The sequence below is a fragment of the Rhizobium sp. BK602 genome (assembly GCF_014195095.1).
In the GTDB taxonomy this organism is placed as follows: domain Bacteria; phylum Pseudomonadota; class Alphaproteobacteria; order Rhizobiales; family Rhizobiaceae; genus Rhizobium.
Genome location: NZ_JACIBC010000013.1, coordinates 17,126 through 32,326, shown reverse-complemented (window position 1 = coordinate 32,326; position 15,201 = coordinate 17,126). Strand labels below are relative to the sequence as shown.

16 protein-coding genes are annotated in these 15,201 nt (G+C 62.3%); 9 read left to right on the top strand and 7 right to left on the bottom strand.

Features of this window, described 5'->3' with window-relative positions:
• Window position 1 precedes the first annotated feature (1 nt).
• The gene (deoA, locus tag FHX11_RS28540; RefSeq protein WP_184364334.1) at window positions 2–1,309 is read left to right on the top strand and encodes a thymidine phosphorylase; all 1,308 of its coding nucleotides are present in this window, start codon (window positions 2–4) and stop codon (window positions 1,307–1,309) included.
• Window positions 1,310–1,314: 5 nt separating this feature from the next.
• On the opposite strand, the gene FHX11_RS28535 is transcribed toward deoA, so the two are convergent.
• The 7 genes from FHX11_RS28535 to FHX11_RS28505 form a co-directional block, all read right to left on the bottom strand.
• Window positions 1,315–1,845, bottom strand: coding sequence for a TIGR02281 family clan AA aspartic protease (locus tag FHX11_RS28535; RefSeq protein WP_184364332.1), 531 nt, complete (start codon window positions 1,843–1,845; stop codon window positions 1,315–1,317).
• Between the two features lie 127 nt (window positions 1,846–1,972).
• Complete coding sequence (gene upp, locus FHX11_RS28530) at window positions 1,973–2,602, bottom strand: uracil phosphoribosyltransferase (RefSeq protein WP_184364330.1); 630 nt, start codon at window positions 2,600–2,602, stop codon at window positions 1,973–1,975.
• Window positions 2,603–2,724: 122 nt separating this feature from the next.
• Entirely contained in the window at window positions 2,725–3,693 is a 969-nt protein-coding gene (locus FHX11_RS28525) for an adenosine deaminase (RefSeq protein ID WP_184364328.1), read from the bottom strand.
• Complete coding sequence (locus tag FHX11_RS28520) at window positions 3,690–4,910, bottom strand: phosphopentomutase (protein ID WP_184364326.1); 1,221 nt, start codon at window positions 4,908–4,910, stop codon at window positions 3,690–3,692. The genes FHX11_RS28525 and FHX11_RS28520 overlap by 4 nt, the downstream gene beginning before the upstream one ends.
• 136 nt (window positions 4,911–5,046) lie before the next feature.
• Window positions 5,047–5,625 carry a TadE/TadG family type IV pilus assembly protein gene (locus FHX11_RS28515; protein WP_184364676.1) on the bottom strand — a complete coding sequence of 193 codons (579 nt, stop codon included), beginning with the start codon at window positions 5,623–5,625 and terminating at the stop codon, window positions 5,047–5,049.
• A 14-nt stretch (window positions 5,626–5,639) separates the two neighbouring features.
• Window positions 5,640–6,260, bottom strand: a complete 621-nt coding sequence (locus tag FHX11_RS28510; RefSeq protein ID WP_184364324.1) for a TadE/TadG family type IV pilus assembly protein — start codon at window positions 6,258–6,260, stop codon at window positions 5,640–5,642.
• 153 nt (window positions 6,261–6,413) lie between these two features.
• Window positions 6,414–6,791, bottom strand: a complete 378-nt coding sequence (locus FHX11_RS28505) for a pilus assembly protein N-terminal domain-containing protein (protein WP_246781196.1) — start codon at window positions 6,789–6,791, stop codon at window positions 6,414–6,416.
• A 452-nt stretch (window positions 6,792–7,243) separates the two neighbouring features.
• Here FHX11_RS28505 and FHX11_RS28500 point away from each other — a divergent pair, with 452 nt between their 5' ends.
• The 8 genes from FHX11_RS28500 (at window position 7,244) to FHX11_RS28465 (ending at window position 15,185) form a co-directional block, all read left to right on the top strand.
• Window positions 7,244–7,435 (top strand): Flp family type IVb pilin, encoded by a 192-nt coding sequence (locus FHX11_RS28500; RefSeq protein WP_184364320.1) that lies wholly within the window; start codon window positions 7,244–7,246, stop codon window positions 7,433–7,435.
• Between the two features lie 91 nt (window positions 7,436–7,526).
• On the top strand, window positions 7,527–8,027 hold the full coding sequence (locus FHX11_RS28495; RefSeq protein WP_184364318.1) for a prepilin peptidase: 501 nt from the start codon (window positions 7,527–7,529) through the stop codon (window positions 8,025–8,027).
• A 178-nt stretch (window positions 8,028–8,205) separates the two neighbouring features.
• A complete protein-coding gene (gene cpaB / locus FHX11_RS28490) occupies window positions 8,206–9,018 on the top strand; it encodes a Flp pilus assembly protein CpaB (protein ID WP_184364316.1) in 813 nt (270 codons plus the stop codon).
• A gap of 14 nt (window positions 9,019–9,032) precedes the next feature.
• Window positions 9,033–10,532: a type II and III secretion system protein family protein gene (locus FHX11_RS28485; RefSeq protein ID WP_184364314.1), complete on the top strand. Its 1,500-nt coding sequence runs from the start codon at window positions 9,033–9,035 to the stop codon at window positions 10,530–10,532.
• A gap of 52 nt (window positions 10,533–10,584) precedes the next feature.
• On the top strand, window positions 10,585–11,298 hold the full coding sequence (locus FHX11_RS28480; RefSeq protein ID WP_184364311.1) for a CpaD family pilus assembly protein: 714 nt from the start codon (window positions 10,585–10,587) through the stop codon (window positions 11,296–11,298).
• Between the two features lie 37 nt (window positions 11,299–11,335).
• Window positions 11,336–12,607, top strand: coding sequence for a CpaE family protein (locus FHX11_RS28475; protein WP_184364309.1), 1,272 nt, complete (start codon window positions 11,336–11,338; stop codon window positions 12,605–12,607).
• 81 nt (window positions 12,608–12,688) lie between these two features.
• Window positions 12,689–14,167 carry a CpaF family protein gene (locus FHX11_RS28470; protein ID WP_184364307.1) on the top strand — a complete coding sequence of 493 codons (1,479 nt, stop codon included), beginning with the start codon at window positions 12,689–12,691 and terminating at the stop codon, window positions 14,165–14,167.
• A gap of 10 nt (window positions 14,168–14,177) precedes the next feature.
• Window positions 14,178–15,185 carry a type II secretion system F family protein gene (locus FHX11_RS28465; RefSeq protein WP_184364305.1) on the top strand — a complete coding sequence of 336 codons (1,008 nt, stop codon included), beginning with the start codon at window positions 14,178–14,180 and terminating at the stop codon, window positions 15,183–15,185.
• Window positions 15,186–15,201 lie beyond the last annotated feature (16 nt).

Genomic DNA, 15,201 nt, shown 5'->3' with positions numbered 1-15,201 from the left:
GATGATCCCACAGGAGATCATCCGGCTGAAGCGCAACGGCGGCACATTGTCGGCCGCCGATATCGATAGCTTCATCGCAGCGCTGGCGCACGGCGAGCTGGCGGAAAGCCAGATCGGCGCCTTTGCCATGGCCGTCTGGTTTCGCGGTATGACGCGCGAGGAGGTGGTGGCGCTGACGCTCGCCATGGCCCGCTCCGGCGACATGCTTTCCTGGGCCGGGATCGACAGGCCGATTGCCGACAAGCATTCGACCGGCGGCGTCGGCGACAATGTCTCGCTGATGCTCGCCCCGATCGCCGCCGCCTGCGGTCTTGCCGTGCCGATGATCTCCGGCCGCGGTCTTGGCCATACCGGCGGCACGCTCGACAAGCTGGAATCGATCCCCGGTTATGGCATCACCCCGGATGCGGCGCGTTTCCGCAAGGTGGTGGACGACGTAGGCTGCGCCATCATCGGCCAGACCGGCGCCCTGGCGCCCGCCGACGGCGAGCTCTATGCGGTGCGCGATGTCACGGCGACCGTCGATTCCGTGCCGCTGATCACCGCCTCCATCCTGTCGAAGAAACTGGCCGCCGGGCTTCAGACGCTGGTGCTCGACGTCAAGATCGGCTCTGGCGCCTTCATGACCTCGGCCGAAGAGGCCGAAACGCTCGCCGGCTCGCTGGTCGAGGTGGCGAATGGCGCGGGGCTGAAGACCTCGGCCCTGATTACCGACATGAACCAGCCGCTCGCCGACGCCGTCGGCAATGTCGTCGAAATCCACAATTGCCTGGATTTCCTGAAGGGCGGCAAGGCGGGCACGCGGCTGGAGCAGGTGGTGCTGGCCTTTGCGGCCAAGATGCTGGTTCAGGCGGGGACTGCGAAGACACTTGTCGAGGCCATAGCCGATGCGCGCAGGGCACTCGCCTCCGGCAAGGCGGCAGAGCTGTTCGGCCGCATGGTCCATGGTCTCGGCGGCCCTGTCGATCTTCTGGAGAATCCGGCTAAATATCTGGTCGCGGCGCCGGTGCAAAGGCCGGTTCTCGCGTCTTCGGACGGTTGGCTTGCAGCCTGCGATGCCCGCGCCATCGGCATTGGTGTCATCGATCTGGGTGGCGGCCGCCGTCGTCCGCCGGACAAGATCGACCATAGCGTCGGCTTCAGCGATATCCTGCCGCTCGGAACGAAGGTGAGCAAGGGCGATCGCATCGCGACGGTCCACGCCGCCGATGAGGCAGGCGCGGAGAGGGCGGTGGCCGATCTCGCGGGCAATTATCGGATCGCAGATACTGCTCCCACTCTGCCACCGGTGATCGTCTCGCGCATCTGACGCGGTTACTGTGTCAGCCGCAGCGAGCCGTTCTCGACGCCGTAGGAATTGAGTTTTTTCAGGAAACTCATGCCGATCAGCGTCGTGCTCAAGGCGCCGTCCTTCGCCACCACGGCATCGACGTCCCGAACCCTGATCGTGCCGATTTCCAGGCGGTCGAGCTTGACGAGCGCCACCTTGGACGTGCCGTTGGCCGTCTGCGTGGTGTAGCGATAGTCGAGCTCGCTACCGCTGATGCCGAGGCGCCGCGCTGTGCTCTCGTTGATCGCCACATAGGTTGCGCCGGTGTCGATCATGCCTTGCACCGGCCGGCCGTTGATCTTGAAATCGCCCTGATAGTGACCACCCGCTCCGGCGGGCAGCAGCATGCTGCCATGCGGCAGGCTGACCGTCGAGACCTGTTGCCGCTCCGCAGACGCGGTGCCGATGGCAGGCGTCGGGCTTTCGTCCGTGGCGGTCTGCATGGTCAATAGCGACGGCACCTGCGTGGCCGCGGCGGCGACGATACCGGCAAAGACAAGGACGCGAACGAACATCGACAAAGCCCCTCCTGCGGGCTTTGTCATGTCTAGACCGATTTTGCTGACAGGCCGCTAAACAGATCAATAAAAAGCCCGGCAGTTCGGAAACCGCCGGGCCAAGAGACGATAGAGAGGTGGCTCTTTACTTCGTGCCGTACATGCGGTCGCCGGCATCGCCGAGGCCGGGAACGATATAGCCTTTCTCGTTCAGGTGGCTGTCGATGGCCGCGGTGAAGACCGGCACGTCCGGATGCGCGGCGCGGAAATTGGCGATGCCCTCGGGGGCGGCAAGCAGGCAGAGGAAGCGGATATTGTGGGCGCCACGCTCCTTCAGCTTGTCGATCGCCGCGATCGAGGAATTGCCGGTGGCCAGCATCGGGTCGACGACGATGATTAGACGCTCGGCAATGTCCTCCGGCGCCTTGAAGTAATATTCGACCGGCTGCAGGGTCTCATGATCGCGATAGACGCCGATATGCGAGACGCGGGCGGACGGCACGAGGTCGAGCATGCCTTCGAGCAGGCCGTTGCCGGCGCGCAGGATCGAGGCGAAGACCAGCTTCTTGCCCTCGAGGATCGGCGCGTCCATCGGCTGCAGCGGTGTATCGATGGTCTCGATGGTCAGTTCGAGGTCGCGCGTCACTTCGTAACAGAGCAGCGTCGAGATCTCGCGCAGTAGCCGACGGAAACTCCCTGTCGACGTCTCCTTCTTGCGCATGATTGTGAGCTTGTGTTGCACAAGCGGGTGATCGATGACAGTGACGCCGTCCATGGTTTCAGCCTTCCAGTAATTCCGCGATATGAGATGTTTCTTTCACGGAAATCGTCTCTGGTGCAAGGAAATAGGGCGAAAGGCCCGATATCATCCCCAATCTGCGCCCTAAAATCCGGCCTCTACAATCGTGTCAGCAACGCCGCCCGTGTCACCTCATCCACGAAAGCCGCCTCGATCGCCGTGCGGGTCATGGCATCGATCTCGTCGTCGCTGAAGCCGAAGGCGGTGGAGGCCAGTTCGTATTCGCGCTTGAGCGAGGTGTGGAAGAAGGGCGGGTCGTCCGAACTGATCGTTACGCGCACGCCGGCGTCGCGCAGCTTGCGCAGCGGGTGCGAGGGGAAATCCGGGAAGACGTTGAGGGCGATGTTCGAGCCGGGGCAGACCTCCAGCACCGTGCCGAGATCGGCGAGACGCTTGACCAGATCGGCATCCTCGATGGCGCGCACACCATGGCCGATGCGCGCCGGACGGACGAGGTCGACCGCGTCGGCGACGGAAAAGGCGCCGCAGACTTCGCCGGCATGGATCGTGAGCCCGAGGCCGGCCTCGCGGGCGATGTCGAAGGCGCGGGCATAATCCGCCACGCGGCCCATGCGCTCCTCGCCGGCCATGTTGAAGCCCGTGATCAGCGGATTGTCGCTTTTCGCCGCGTATTCGGCTGCTTTCACCACCCGATCCGGCCCGAAATGACGCTCGCCGGTGACGATCAGCCGCGCCTCGATGCCGGTCTTTTCCCTGGCGGTGCGGATGCCGGCTGACACACCCTGCATATAGGCCTCGGCGCCGAGGCCGATACGGTCGCCATGATCGGGGGAGACGATCAGCTCGCTATAGATCGTGCCGATGCCGGCAAGCTCTTCGAGATAGGTCTCGGTCAGCAGCGCATAGTCTTCCTCGGTGCGGTAGACCTCGGAAACCTTGTCGTAGCAGACGAGGAATTCGGCGAAATCCTTCCAGAGATAGACGCCGTCGCGCAGGAAGGCGCTGGTATCGACATTATATTTCCGCGCCTGGGCGAGCGTCAGCGCCGGGGGAGCCGCACCTTCCAGATGGCAGTGCAGCTCGACCTTCTTCAAATGCGATGTCACAGAAAACTCCTTCCATGCGGCCCCGCCGCAATTCCCAGATGGCGCGCCACGGTCTCGCCGATATCGGCATAGCTCTGGCGCACGCCGATCGAGCGCGGGCGGATGCCCGGCCCGTAGGCCATGACCGGCACGCGCTCGCGCGTATGGTCGGTGCCGCGCCAGGTCGGATCGCAGCCGTGATCGGCGGTCAGGATGACGAGATCGCCGGGTTTCAGCTTCTCGTTCACCTCGGGTAGGCGCGCGTCGAAAGCCTCAAGCGCGGCGGCATAGCCCGGCACGTCGCGGCGGTGGCCGTAGACCATGTCGAAATCGACGAAATTGGTGAAGACGAGATCGCCGTCGGCTGCCTCGTCCATGGTCCTCAGCGTCGCGTCCATCAGCTTCATGTTGCCGTTGGCCTTGATGACCCTGGAAATGCCCTGATGGGCGAAGATGTCGCCGATCTTGCCGACCGCATGCACGCTGCGCTCGGCTTTGATCAGCCGGTCGAGCAGCGTCGGTTCCGGCGGCAGCACCGAGAAATCGCGGCGGTTGCCGGTGCGCTCGAAGTCCGCCGGCGTCTCGCCGATGAAGGGGCGGGCGATGACACGGCCGATATTATAGGGATCGAGCAGGGTGCGGACGATCTGACAGAGGGCGATCAGCCGGTCCAGGCCGAAATGCCGCTCATGCGCGGCGATCTGGAAGACGGAATCGGAGGATGTGTAGCAGATCGGCTTGCCGCTGCGGATGTGCTCCTCGCCATGTCTTGCGATGATCTCGGTTCCCGAGGCATGGCAATTGCCGAGAATGCCGGGCAGATCGGCCGCCTTGCAGATGGCCTCCACAAGTTCGGGCGGGAAGGCATCGCCTTCGGTGGGGAAATAGCCCCAGTCGAACGCAACGGGCGTGCCGGCGATTTCCCAATGGCCGGATGGCGTGTCCTTGCCGCGCGAGACCTCGCTGGCGCAGCCATAGAGGCCATGGATCTTTTCCGGCCGCGGCATGCCGTCGGGATAGTGTCCCGTCGCCGACTTGGCGATTTCCAACAGGCCGAGGGCGGACATGTTCGGCAGCCGCAGCGCACCGGAACGCAGGCCCTCGCGATCGCCGGCGCCTGCGGCGCAGAATTCAGCGATGTGGCCGAGCGTGTCGGCACCTTCGTCGCCATAGGCGGCCGCATCCGGGCCGCCGCCGACGCCGAAGGAGTCCAGAACGAAGAGAAATGCGCGTGCCATGGGTCACCCGATAAGATTGCTGAGGGTGCGATATTCTAAGTCCGGCGCCCTTGGACGTCACCCATATAACGCAGGCGCCAACTTGGCAATTTTATCGCGGGATAGGTCGCCGCACGTCGATTTTCGACGCGTCCGCTCAGCAATCGCTGCAGGTGATCGCATCCGCGGTGCGCGGGCGGTAATAATATTGGCGGCTGATGGTGATCTCATTGCTGCCGGCCGGCAGGAAGTCGGCACCGAAGCTCAAAAGCTGGTAGGGCAGGGCGAGTTCGGTGCGGATGAGAAAGGTGCTCGGCTGGCTGAGATCGCTGGGTACGCTGACGGCGCTGCCGGTCGTGTAGGGCTTGCTGCCATCCTGCGCCCAGGACCAGGTGACCGTGCCGTTGCCGCCGGCGTCGAGCTGCACGCCGGTGATCTTCAATGTCAGGCCAGTGGTCGTATAGGGCGCGAGAATCGCGCTGGCGACGGAAGGCATGGGAGTGAGTGTCGACTTGGTGACGCTGGTTTGCTGGGTCACGATATCGGCGATCGAGCCCGCGGCGCGGGTGGCGCGCTTGGCGACGCTGAGGCCGATCGTGAGTTCGAAGGCGCCGAGATAGAGCATCAGCAGCACCGGGAACAGGATGGCGAATTCGATCGCGCCGATGCCGCGCTCGTCGCCTGCGAAGCGCCGCAGACACACGCGCAGGCTTGCCCCCACACCCTTGCCCGATATGCCGCGCCGCCGCCTCACGGATAGTTCTCGTTCTGGAAGGCCGACGTCGCGACGATCAGATAGGTGCTCGGCATCGAGCCGTCGGAGGGGCGTATGTTGGTCAGATAGGGTCGCAGCAGATCGACGATCACCTGCCAGCGGTAATAGGCGCGCACCATATTGTCCGTTTTGGCGCCGCCGGGTGCGAATGTGAAGCCGGTGGTATTGAGATCGGAATAGGGGTCGGACGTAGCGCGCGGGATGGTCGTCGGCATGTCCGCGAAGGTCGAATAGCTCTTGACGTCGAGATAGAGGCTCGCCGGCGTTTTCAGCTCCGCCGCCGAGCAGGCGATGAGCACCGAGATCTCATTGCAGAAGGCCTGGCGGAACTGCTGCTCGGTCGTATTGGCCGCGGTGATCTGTCCGGTCCTGATCTGGCGCGACAGCGTATCGACGGCATTGGAGACCACTTGTTCGGCCATGAAGGCGACGAAGGTCTCCAGGATCGCGAAGATGATCATGAAATAGGGAATGGCCAGCAGCGCGAACTCGATGGCTGCCGCGCCGTCGCGGGCGCGCACGAAGGCGCGCAATTTGCCCCTGGCGCGCTGCCGTGCAGGATCGTTGCCCCCGAAAAGATCGTCGTCTGGCGTCATGATGGAATCCGCGGCGATGAATCGGGGCGAGACTAGAAGTGCTTCCTTGATAATCCGTTTCCCTTCTCTCTTCATATTTAGAGGAAATCCGGATTATTCAGAAAAGTCCGCATCTATACAGTATAGTCGAATAGAGCGACGGATAGGCTCCCGTCAGGGAGTGGTGCTCGCGGTGGCGTTGTTATTGTTCTGCTGGGCATGCTGCTCGCAATTGGGCGTGCAGGACAGCACGGCGCGGTCGGTCTGGCGATAGACGCGCACGGTATTGCCTTCGTCGATCGACACCAGGATGCGTTCGTCGACGATGGCGTTGCCGTCGGCGTCGAGCAGGACGATGTTCGTCGTGCCGAAACTGCGGCCGGTGAGGACGATCGTCTTTGGATCGGCCACGGTGGCGTCCGCGACCTGCGAATTGCCGACGATGACCTTGCTGACGGGCCGATCGAGCTTCAGCACGCGCGCATGGTCCATATAGACCCGCAGCATGTCACGATCGGCGGCATGGGAAAGTTGCGGCATCAGGCACGCCATGGCGGCAGCGCAGGCAAGGAATGCGGTTCTGCCTGGGATCGGCATGATCTGGCCTCGTGAAATCAATGGCTGAAATAGGTTCTCGATAGAATGGGAAATATTGGTGAATAAAGCACTAATAGTGAAGCCACCCGCTTTGTTATGATACGCCCGTCACCTGTTTTGGGTCCATTTTTGGACTCTCGTGCCGGATTCGCAATATTTTGAGACGATGAGCATATTGTTCTAATGTATTAAGATCTAAACTTTGTTCAATGGTTGAAGATTTTCTTTAAAAACGCTCGAAGAGACATCGATCGATTGTTAACTATTCTTTTTTCACTACAGAATTGGCGATCTGTTAACCCACTTCCTTAAAGCGATGGAAACGGCAGCCCGTTACCGTGCAGTCATCCGATCAACGGCAAACAGTTGGCGGACGTGCTGTCAACAAATCGAGTGGAGTTAACTTAATGACCAAGCTTTTTTCGCGCTTCCTGAAGGACGAATCCGGCGCGACCGCCATCGAATACGGCCTGATTGCCGCCCTGATCTCCGTCGCCATCATCGCTGGTGCGAGCACCCTGGGCAATACGCTCAGCCTCACTTTCAATAAGATCTCCGACCAGATGAATACGTCTGCTACCGGCGTCGGCTCAAAGTAATTGCGTCGTCTGCAAATCATAGTACTTTCTTCGAAAACCGCTCAGTATCATGAGCGGTTTTTACTTTTATAGTTCGAGGTGGAGGTGCCCGATGCTTGAAGCCGTGACATTGCTGATCTTTCCGCTCTGCCTCTCGGTTGCGGCCATCTCCGATCTCTTGACGATGACGATCCCCAACCGGATATCGCTCATTCTCGCCGGCGCTTTCATCGTGCTCGCGCCACTCGTCGGCCTAACTTTGCCCGACATCGGCATGCATCTCGCCGGCGCAGCACTTGTTTTCTGCGTCTGCTTCGCGCTCTTCGCCCTGAACGTCATGGGCGGCGGCGATGCCAAGCTTCTGGCCGCATCGGCGCTCTGGTTCGGCTTCGATGCATCGCTTCTGGTTTTTCTCGTCTATGTGGCTTTCCTCGGGGGCGTGGTGACCATAGCCATCCTGATGATACGCTCGCAATCGAATACGATCATGGCCATGGGGCTGCCGCTGCCGAACTCGCTGCTGATCGCCCGGAAGATCCCTTACGGCATTGCCATCGCGATTGGCGGCTTTCTGGCGTTTCCCTCATCGCCGCTGGTGATTGCTGTCGCTTAATTGAATTGTCTAAATTAGAATTTACTAAGTATTCAACGGCGGCCAGCCACGAGTATATATTGTATCGCTTAAATAATTATAGTGAAACAATAGTATATGTAAGACACCATTAACCATAATTACACCAATTGCTGAGCATTCTGCGGGGCGAAGAATCGTATTCCCCAAGGAATGGTCAATGAAACCCGCTCGCATAATGATACTCGCAGTGGCAGTCGTCGCGGCAGGGCTTGCCGGACTGCTGGCGATGCATCTGGCCAGCTCGCGCAATATCGTGCAGCAAGTCGAGACGGTGGTGCAGAAGGAGGCGACGGTCAACGTGCTGGTCGCCGGCGCCAATCTTCCGGTAGGGTCGCGCCTGAACGAGAAATCGGTCCACTGGATGGCCTGGCCGCAGAGCGGCGTCGTCAAGGGTCTCATCACCGAAGCCGAACGTCCGGAGGCGCTGAAGGATCTTTCCGGGGCTGTGGTCCGTCTGCCGATCTTCGAGGGCGAGCCGATCCGCGAAGAGAAGATCGCCGACGCCAACAGCCGCATCCTCTCCTCGCTTCTGCCGTCCGGCAAGCGCGCCGTCGCCACGGAAATCTCCGTCGCCACCGGCGCCGGCGGTTTCATTCTCCCGAATGACCGCGTTGATGTCATCATGGTGCGCAAGGGCGACACGCAGAAATTCGTGACCGAGACGGTGCTGAGCAATGTCCGCGTGCTCGCGGTCGATCAGCAGATCGAGGAAAAGCAGGACGGCAGCAAGGCGGTGATCGGCACCACCGCGACGCTCGAACTGACGCCGGACCAGACGAAGGTGCTCGCGGTTGCCCAGCAGATGGCGGACCGGTTGACGCTGGCGCTGCGCTCCGTCGCCGACGCCCAGCAGCCGGACACGATCGCCGCCGACTATCTGCTGACCGGAGACAATGGTGGCGCCGTCGTGCAGGTCATCAAGTCGGGCTCGATCATCGCCAACGGCACGGCCGCGGCCAAGACGCAATGAGAAGGGGCGGGACCATGTTCAACATCCATAAGACAAGCGCCCTGCCGCTGCTGGCGGCCCTTTCCTTTTCCGTTGCCTTTACCGGTGTTCCTTTCGGACAGGCGCCGGCCTTTCTCCAGACGTCGAGCGCCAGGGCCGAAGGCTCGGACAGCATCGTCACCATCGCCGGCATCGGCACCAAGCGCACGCTGAAGCTCGGCCTCAACAAGGCGCTGGTGGTCGACCTGCCGGCAGACGCGCACGATATCCTCGTCTCCGATCCGAAAATGGCGGATGCGGTGACGCGCACCTCGCGCCGCATCTATCTGTTCGGCAAGACGGTCGGCCAGACGAATATTTTCGTCTTCGGTGCCAACGGCCAGGAAATCGTCAGCCTTGATCTGCAGATCGAGCGCGACATTGCCGGCCTCCAGTCCAATCTCAAGCGTTTCATTCCGGATTCCGATATCAATGTCGAGATCGTATCGGACAATATCGTGCTCACCGGCACCGTGCGTACACCGCAGGATGCGTCGCGGGCGCAGCAGCTCGCCCAGGCCTTCCTGAAGGGCGGTGAGGCGACGACCCGCACGGAGACCGCCACGGGCACGGGTGGCACCAACTCCGTTGCCTTGTTCGCCGAAAATCGGCAGAGCTCGCAGATCGTCAATCTGCTGCAGATCGAGGGCGAGGATCAGGTGACGCTCAAGGTGACCGTCGCCGAAATCAAGCGCAGCGTGCTGAAGCAGATCGGTTTCGACAATCTCGTCAGCAACTCCTCGGGCCTCACGGTTGCTCAGCTGGGCAGCGTCAGCAGCGATTCGGCGTCAGCCACGGCTGGCGGCGGTATCAGTGCCTTGTTCAAGACCGCTCTCGGCAAATACAATATCAGCAGCTATATGAATGCCATGGAACAGGCCGGTGCGATCCGCACGCTGGCGGAGCCGACGCTGACGGCGATCTCCGGCCAGGCCGCGACCTTCAATTCCGGCGGACAGACGCTCTATTCCACCACGGACAGCGATGGCAACGTGACGATCACGCCGTATACCTACGGCATCAGTCTCGCCTTCACGCCGGTCGTTCTTTCCGCCGGCCGCATCAGCCTGCATGTCCAGACCCAGGTTTCCGAACCGACAAGCAGCTCCGGAACGGCGACCTACAACCGTCGCGCCGCCGACACGTCGATCGAACTGCCGTCCGGCGGATCCATCGCGCTTGCCGGCCTTTTGAGCGACAACGTGCAGCAATCGACCACCGGAACGCCCGGCGCTTCCAAGATCCCGATCCTCGGCGCCCTGTTCCGCCAGAAGACCTTCCAGCGCGACGAGAGCGAGCTGGTGATCATCGCGACGCCCTATCTGGTACGGCCGGTGGCCCGCAATCAGATCGCCCGTCCGGACGATAATTTCTCGCCGAGCAACGATGCCGGCGTCTTTTTCATGAACCGTGTCAACAAGATCTACGGCCGCAAGGATGCGCCGCCTGTCGCCGACGCCGATTTCCACGGCACGGTCGGCTTCATCTACAAGTGAGGAAGCGGACATGAAGAGCCCGTTTTCAACCGCATCAACGAGAGACCCCAAGATGGCTTGCCTCGATCGTCGTGCATCCCGCACCAGCAGGCCGCGCTTTGCCGCGCTGGCCGTGATCGCCATCGCCGCCGCTGTCAGCGGTTGCGCCGGCTCCCGCGACGGAATGACCACCAGCGCTATTTCCGACGACTACCGCCAGCGGCATCCGATCGTGCTGACCGACAAGGAACACCGCGTCGACATTCCGGTTGCCGTCAGCGATCGTCGTCTGACCCCCGGCATGCGCGACACGGTGCGTGGCTTTGTCCAGGACTACCGCACGCATGCAACGGGCACGGTGGAGATCGTCACCCCTCGGGAATCGGCGAATTCAGGAGCCGCCTCCGCCCTGCGCCGGCAAATCCGCCAGGAGCTGGTGGCAAGCGGCATTCCCGCAGCCCGGATCGTCGACAGCTATTATCCGGCCGGCGGCCCCGGCGACGCCGCCCCGATCCGTCTCCGCTTCGTGGCGACGGCGGCGGTCACCAATGCCTGCGGCCAATGGCCGGAAGATCTGGCGGATAAGCCCTTCGACAACCAGAACTACTATAATTTCGGCTGCGCCACCCAGAACAACCTCGCCGCGCAGGTCGCCAATCCGACGGATCTCATCGCGCCACGCGCCATGACGCCGGCTGACGCCGATCAGCGCGCCAAGGTGATCGACGACTATCGCAGCGGCTCGACCGCAACCAGCACCGCGACGATCAGCGGCTTTGGGTCCTGATGATGGGAACGAGCCGCCGCCGAAACAGGATAAAGTCATGAGCGCCATCGATTACGACATCAGATCGACCGCGGCGGAGGCCGAGGATGCGCCGCGCATGGGCGATCTCGAGAACATGCGGCCGTTGCCGCGCATTTCCGTACATGCCTTCTGCGAGAGCGAGCAGCTGCAGCAGGTGATGGACCGCTGCGCCAACGACCGGCGCATGTCCAAGGTCAATCTCAGGATCACCGGCGGCAGCACGGCGGCGGCGGCGAACATGTTCGCCTCGGCCCCGACGCCGAACCTGATCATCCTGGAAACCCGCGCCAGTCCGAAGAACCTCCTGTCGGAACTGGCGCCGCTCGCCGCCGTCTGCGATCCCAGCACCAAGGTGGTGATCGTCGGTCATCACAACGATATCGGCCTCTACCGCGAACTGATCCGCAACGGCATCTCCGAATATATCGTCCAGCCGGTCGGCATGGCCGACATCATGGCGGCGATGGCGACGATCTTCATCGATCCCGATGCCGAACCGCTCGGCCGCAGCGTCGCCTTCATCGGTGCCAAGGGCGGGGTTGGGGCATCCACCATCGCGCATAATTGCGCCTTCGGCATCTCGAGCCTGTTCTCGGTCGAGACTATTCTCGCCGATCTCGATCTGCCCTACGGCACCGCCAATATCGATTTCGACCAGGACCCGGCCCAGGGCATCGCCGAGGCCGTTTTCGCGCCGGAGCGGCTCGATGAGGTCTTCCTCGACCGCCTGCTGACCAAATGCTCGCAGCATCTGTCGCTGCTCGCGGCGCCGTCGATGCTCGACCGCGCCTATGATTTCGACGGCCAGGCCTTCCAGCCGGTGCTCGACGTCCTGCAGCGCAGCGCGCCGGTGAGTGTCCTCGACATGCCGCATCTATGGACGGAATGGACGCGCTCGGTGCTGTCGGCCGTCGACGAGATCGTCATTTGCGCGGTGCCGGACCTTGCCAATCTGCGCAATGCCAAGAACATGCTGGATGCACTGCGCAAGCTGCGTCCGAACGACAAGGCGCCGCATCTCATCCTCAATCAGGTCGGCATGCCCAAGCGCCCCGAAATCGGTCCCGCGGAATTCTGCGAGCCGCTGGAGACCGATCCGATCGCCATCATTCCCTTCGATATCAATTTGTTCGGCAATGCCGCCAACAGCGGCCGGATGATCTCGGAGACCGATCCGAAATCGCCGATCGCCGAGACCTTCTCGCAGATATCGCACATCGTCACGGGACGCGTCGCGCTGAAGAAGGCGAAGAGGGGCGGCCTGCTCGGCCTCCTGAAACGGAAGTAGTTGTTTGGTTTCGCATGACGCTATCGGAAAGGCGGTCCGCATTTTCCAAGTCGTGCTCAAGCTTGGAATTGGATCGACGGCATGTTTGGCAAGCGCGGAAATGAAGGTCCTGCAAAGAGCGGCGGCATAGCTGCCGCGCCGGCGCGCATTCCGCCCGCCGCACCGGCCGCAAGCGCCCCGACGGTGCTGGTCGAGCCGGGACGCGAGGCACCGCAGCAGCGCCAGCAGGTGCCGCCGCCGTCGATGCAGACGCCGGCGCGCCGCCGGCCCGCGCGCACCGAGGAATATTACGATACCAAGTCGCAGGTCTTCTCGGCGCTGATCGACACGATCGACCTCTCGCAGCTCTCCAAGCTCGATGCCGAGGCGGCGCGCGAGGAAATCCGCGACATCGTCAACGACATCATCACCATCAAGAATTTCGCGATGTCGATTTCCGAGCAGGAAGAGCTGCTTGAGGATATCTGCAACGACGTGCTCGGTTACGGTCCGCTCGAGCCGCTGCTGGCCCGCGACGATATCGCCGACATCATGGTCAACGGCGCCGGCCAGACTTTCATCGAAGTCGCCGGCAAGACCATCGAATCCGAGATCCGTTTTCGCGACAATGCCCAGCTTCTGTCCATCTGCCAGCGCATCGTCAGCCAGGTCGGCCGCCGTGTCGACGAATCCAGCCCGATCTGCGACGCACGCCTGCCGGACGGCTCGCGCGTCAACGTCATCGCGCCGCCGCTGTCGATCGACGGCCCGGCGCTCACCATCCGCAAATTCAAGAAGGACAAGCTGACGCTCGACCAGCTCGTCCGCTTCGGCGCTATCACGCCGGAGGGCGCGACACTGCTGCAGATCATCGGCCGCGTCCGTTGCAACGTCGTCATTTCCGGCGGCACCGGCTCGGGCAAGACGACGCTGCTGAACTGCCTCACCAACTATATCGATCGCGACGAGCGCATCATCACCTGCGAGGACACCGCCGAACTGCAATTGCAGCAGCCGCATGTCGTCCGCCTCGAAACCCGCCCGCCCAATATCGAGGGCGAGGGCGAAATCACCATGCGCGATCTCGTCAAGAACTGCCTGCGCATGCGTCCCGAACGCATCATCGTCGGCGAAGTGCGCGGACCGGAGGTCTTCGACCTTCTGCAGGCGATGAACACCGGTCATGACGGTTCCATGGGCACGATCCACGCCAACAATCCGCGCGAATGCCTGAGCCGCATCGAATCGATGATCGCCATGGGCGGCTACAGCCTACCGGCCAAGACGGTGCGTGAGATCATCTCCACTTCCGTCGACGTGATCGTCCAGGCCGCCCGCCTGCGCGACGGCTCGCGCCGCATCACCCAGATCACCGAAGTGGTGGGCATGGAGGGCGATGTGATCATCACCCAGGACCTGATGCGCTACGAGATCGAGGGCGAGGATGCCGGCGGCCGCATCATCGGCCGGCATATGTCGACCGGCATCGGCAAGCCGCATTTCTGGGACCGTGCCCGCTATTACAACGAGGAAAAGCGCCTCGCCGCCGCCCTCGACGAGATGGAAAACAAGTCAAATTAGGACTTTCCCGATGTTCGGTGTCGATCCGATGGTGCTTTTGATAGTCGTGCTCGCAGCCGTTTCGGCGGCGGCGGTCTGCTACGGCATCCTCTATTCGCGGATCGAAACGCAGAAGAAGGCGGAAAGCCGCGTCAATCGCGTCAAGGCGGCGGAGACCGATCGCGCCAAGGTCAAGGCGGCGCGCGATCGCGTGCAGGAAATGTCGAAGCGGCGCAAATCCGTGCAGGATTCGCTGAAGGATCTCGAAAAGCGTCAGGAAGAGAACAACAAGAAGAAGCAGTCGCTGAAGGCGCGCCTTGGGCAGGCCGGCCTGCCGCTGACGCCGGCGCGTTTCTATCTGTTCAGCGTGCTGTTCGGCGTCTTCGTGCTGCTGGTCGTCTTGCTGCTTGGCGCGCCGCTTGCCGTCATCGCCGGCCTGCCCTTCGCCGCCGCCTTCGGCCTGCCGCGCTGGGTCGTCGGCTTCCTCATCAAGCGCCGGCAGAACAAGTTTCTGGAGGAGTTTCCGAACGCGCTCGACCTGATCACCCGCTCCATCCGCTCCGGCCTGCCGCTCAACGATGCGGTGCGTCTGGTGGCGAGCGAGGCGCGCGAACCGGTCAAGTCCGAGTTCCGCCGCGTCGTCGAAACCCAGCAGGTCGGTTTGAGCATGACGGATGCCTGTGGCCGCATGATCAATCACATGCCCCTGCAGGAGGTGAACTTCTTCGCCATCGTCATCGCCATCCAGGCGCAGGCCGGCGGCAATCTTTCCGAAGCGCTGGGCAATCTGGCGAAAGTGCTGCGCGAGCGCAGGAAAATGAAGGCGAAGGTGACGGCACTGTCGATGGAGGCGAAGGCCTCGGCCGTCATCATCGGCGCGCTGCCCTTCGTCGTCATGCTGCTCGTCTATCTGACATCGCCGCAATACATGATGATCCTATTCACCGATCCGCGCGGCCATCTGATCATGTTGCTTGCCGGCATCTGGATGTCGTTCGGCGTCTACATCATGCGCAACATGGTCAATTTCGAGATCTGACCGGAAGGAGAGGCTG

Bases quoted from the DNA above. Each gene is read 5' to 3' on its own strand.
- deoA (WP_184364334.1), top strand. From the start codon at position 2: ATGATCCCACAGGAGATCATCCGGCTGAAGCGCAACGGCGGCACATTG.
- FHX11_RS28535 (WP_184364332.1), bottom strand. From the start codon at position 1,845: ATGTTCGTTCGCGTCCTTGTCTTTGCCGGTATCGTCGCCGCCGCGGCC.
- upp (WP_184364330.1), bottom strand. From the start codon at position 2,602: ATGGACGGCGTCACTGTCATCGATCACCCGCTTGTGCAACACAAGCTC.
- FHX11_RS28520 (WP_184364326.1), bottom strand. From the start codon at position 4,910: ATGGCACGCGCATTTCTCTTCGTTCTGGACTCCTTCGGCGTCGGCGGC.
- FHX11_RS28510 (WP_184364324.1), bottom strand. From the start codon at position 6,260: ATGACGCCAGACGACGATCTTTTCGGGGGCAACGATCCTGCACGGCAG.
- FHX11_RS28505 (WP_246781196.1), bottom strand. From the start codon at position 6,791: ATGGCGTGCCTGATGCCGCAACTTTCCCATGCCGCCGATCGTGACATG.
- FHX11_RS28500 (WP_184364320.1), top strand. From the start codon at position 7,244: ATGACCAAGCTTTTTTCGCGCTTCCTGAAGGACGAATCCGGCGCGACC.
- FHX11_RS28495 (WP_184364318.1), top strand. From the start codon at position 7,527: ATGCTTGAAGCCGTGACATTGCTGATCTTTCCGCTCTGCCTCTCGGTT.
- cpaB (WP_184364316.1), top strand. From the start codon at position 8,206: ATGAAACCCGCTCGCATAATGATACTCGCAGTGGCAGTCGTCGCGGCA.
- FHX11_RS28485 (WP_184364314.1), top strand. From the start codon at position 9,033: ATGTTCAACATCCATAAGACAAGCGCCCTGCCGCTGCTGGCGGCCCTT.
- FHX11_RS28480 (WP_184364311.1), top strand. From the start codon at position 10,585: ATGGCTTGCCTCGATCGTCGTGCATCCCGCACCAGCAGGCCGCGCTTT.
- FHX11_RS28475 (WP_184364309.1), top strand. From the start codon at position 11,336: ATGAGCGCCATCGATTACGACATCAGATCGACCGCGGCGGAGGCCGAG.
- FHX11_RS28470 (WP_184364307.1), top strand. From the start codon at position 12,689: ATGTTTGGCAAGCGCGGAAATGAAGGTCCTGCAAAGAGCGGCGGCATA.
- FHX11_RS28465 (WP_184364305.1), top strand. From the start codon at position 14,178: ATGTTCGGTGTCGATCCGATGGTGCTTTTGATAGTCGTGCTCGCAGCC.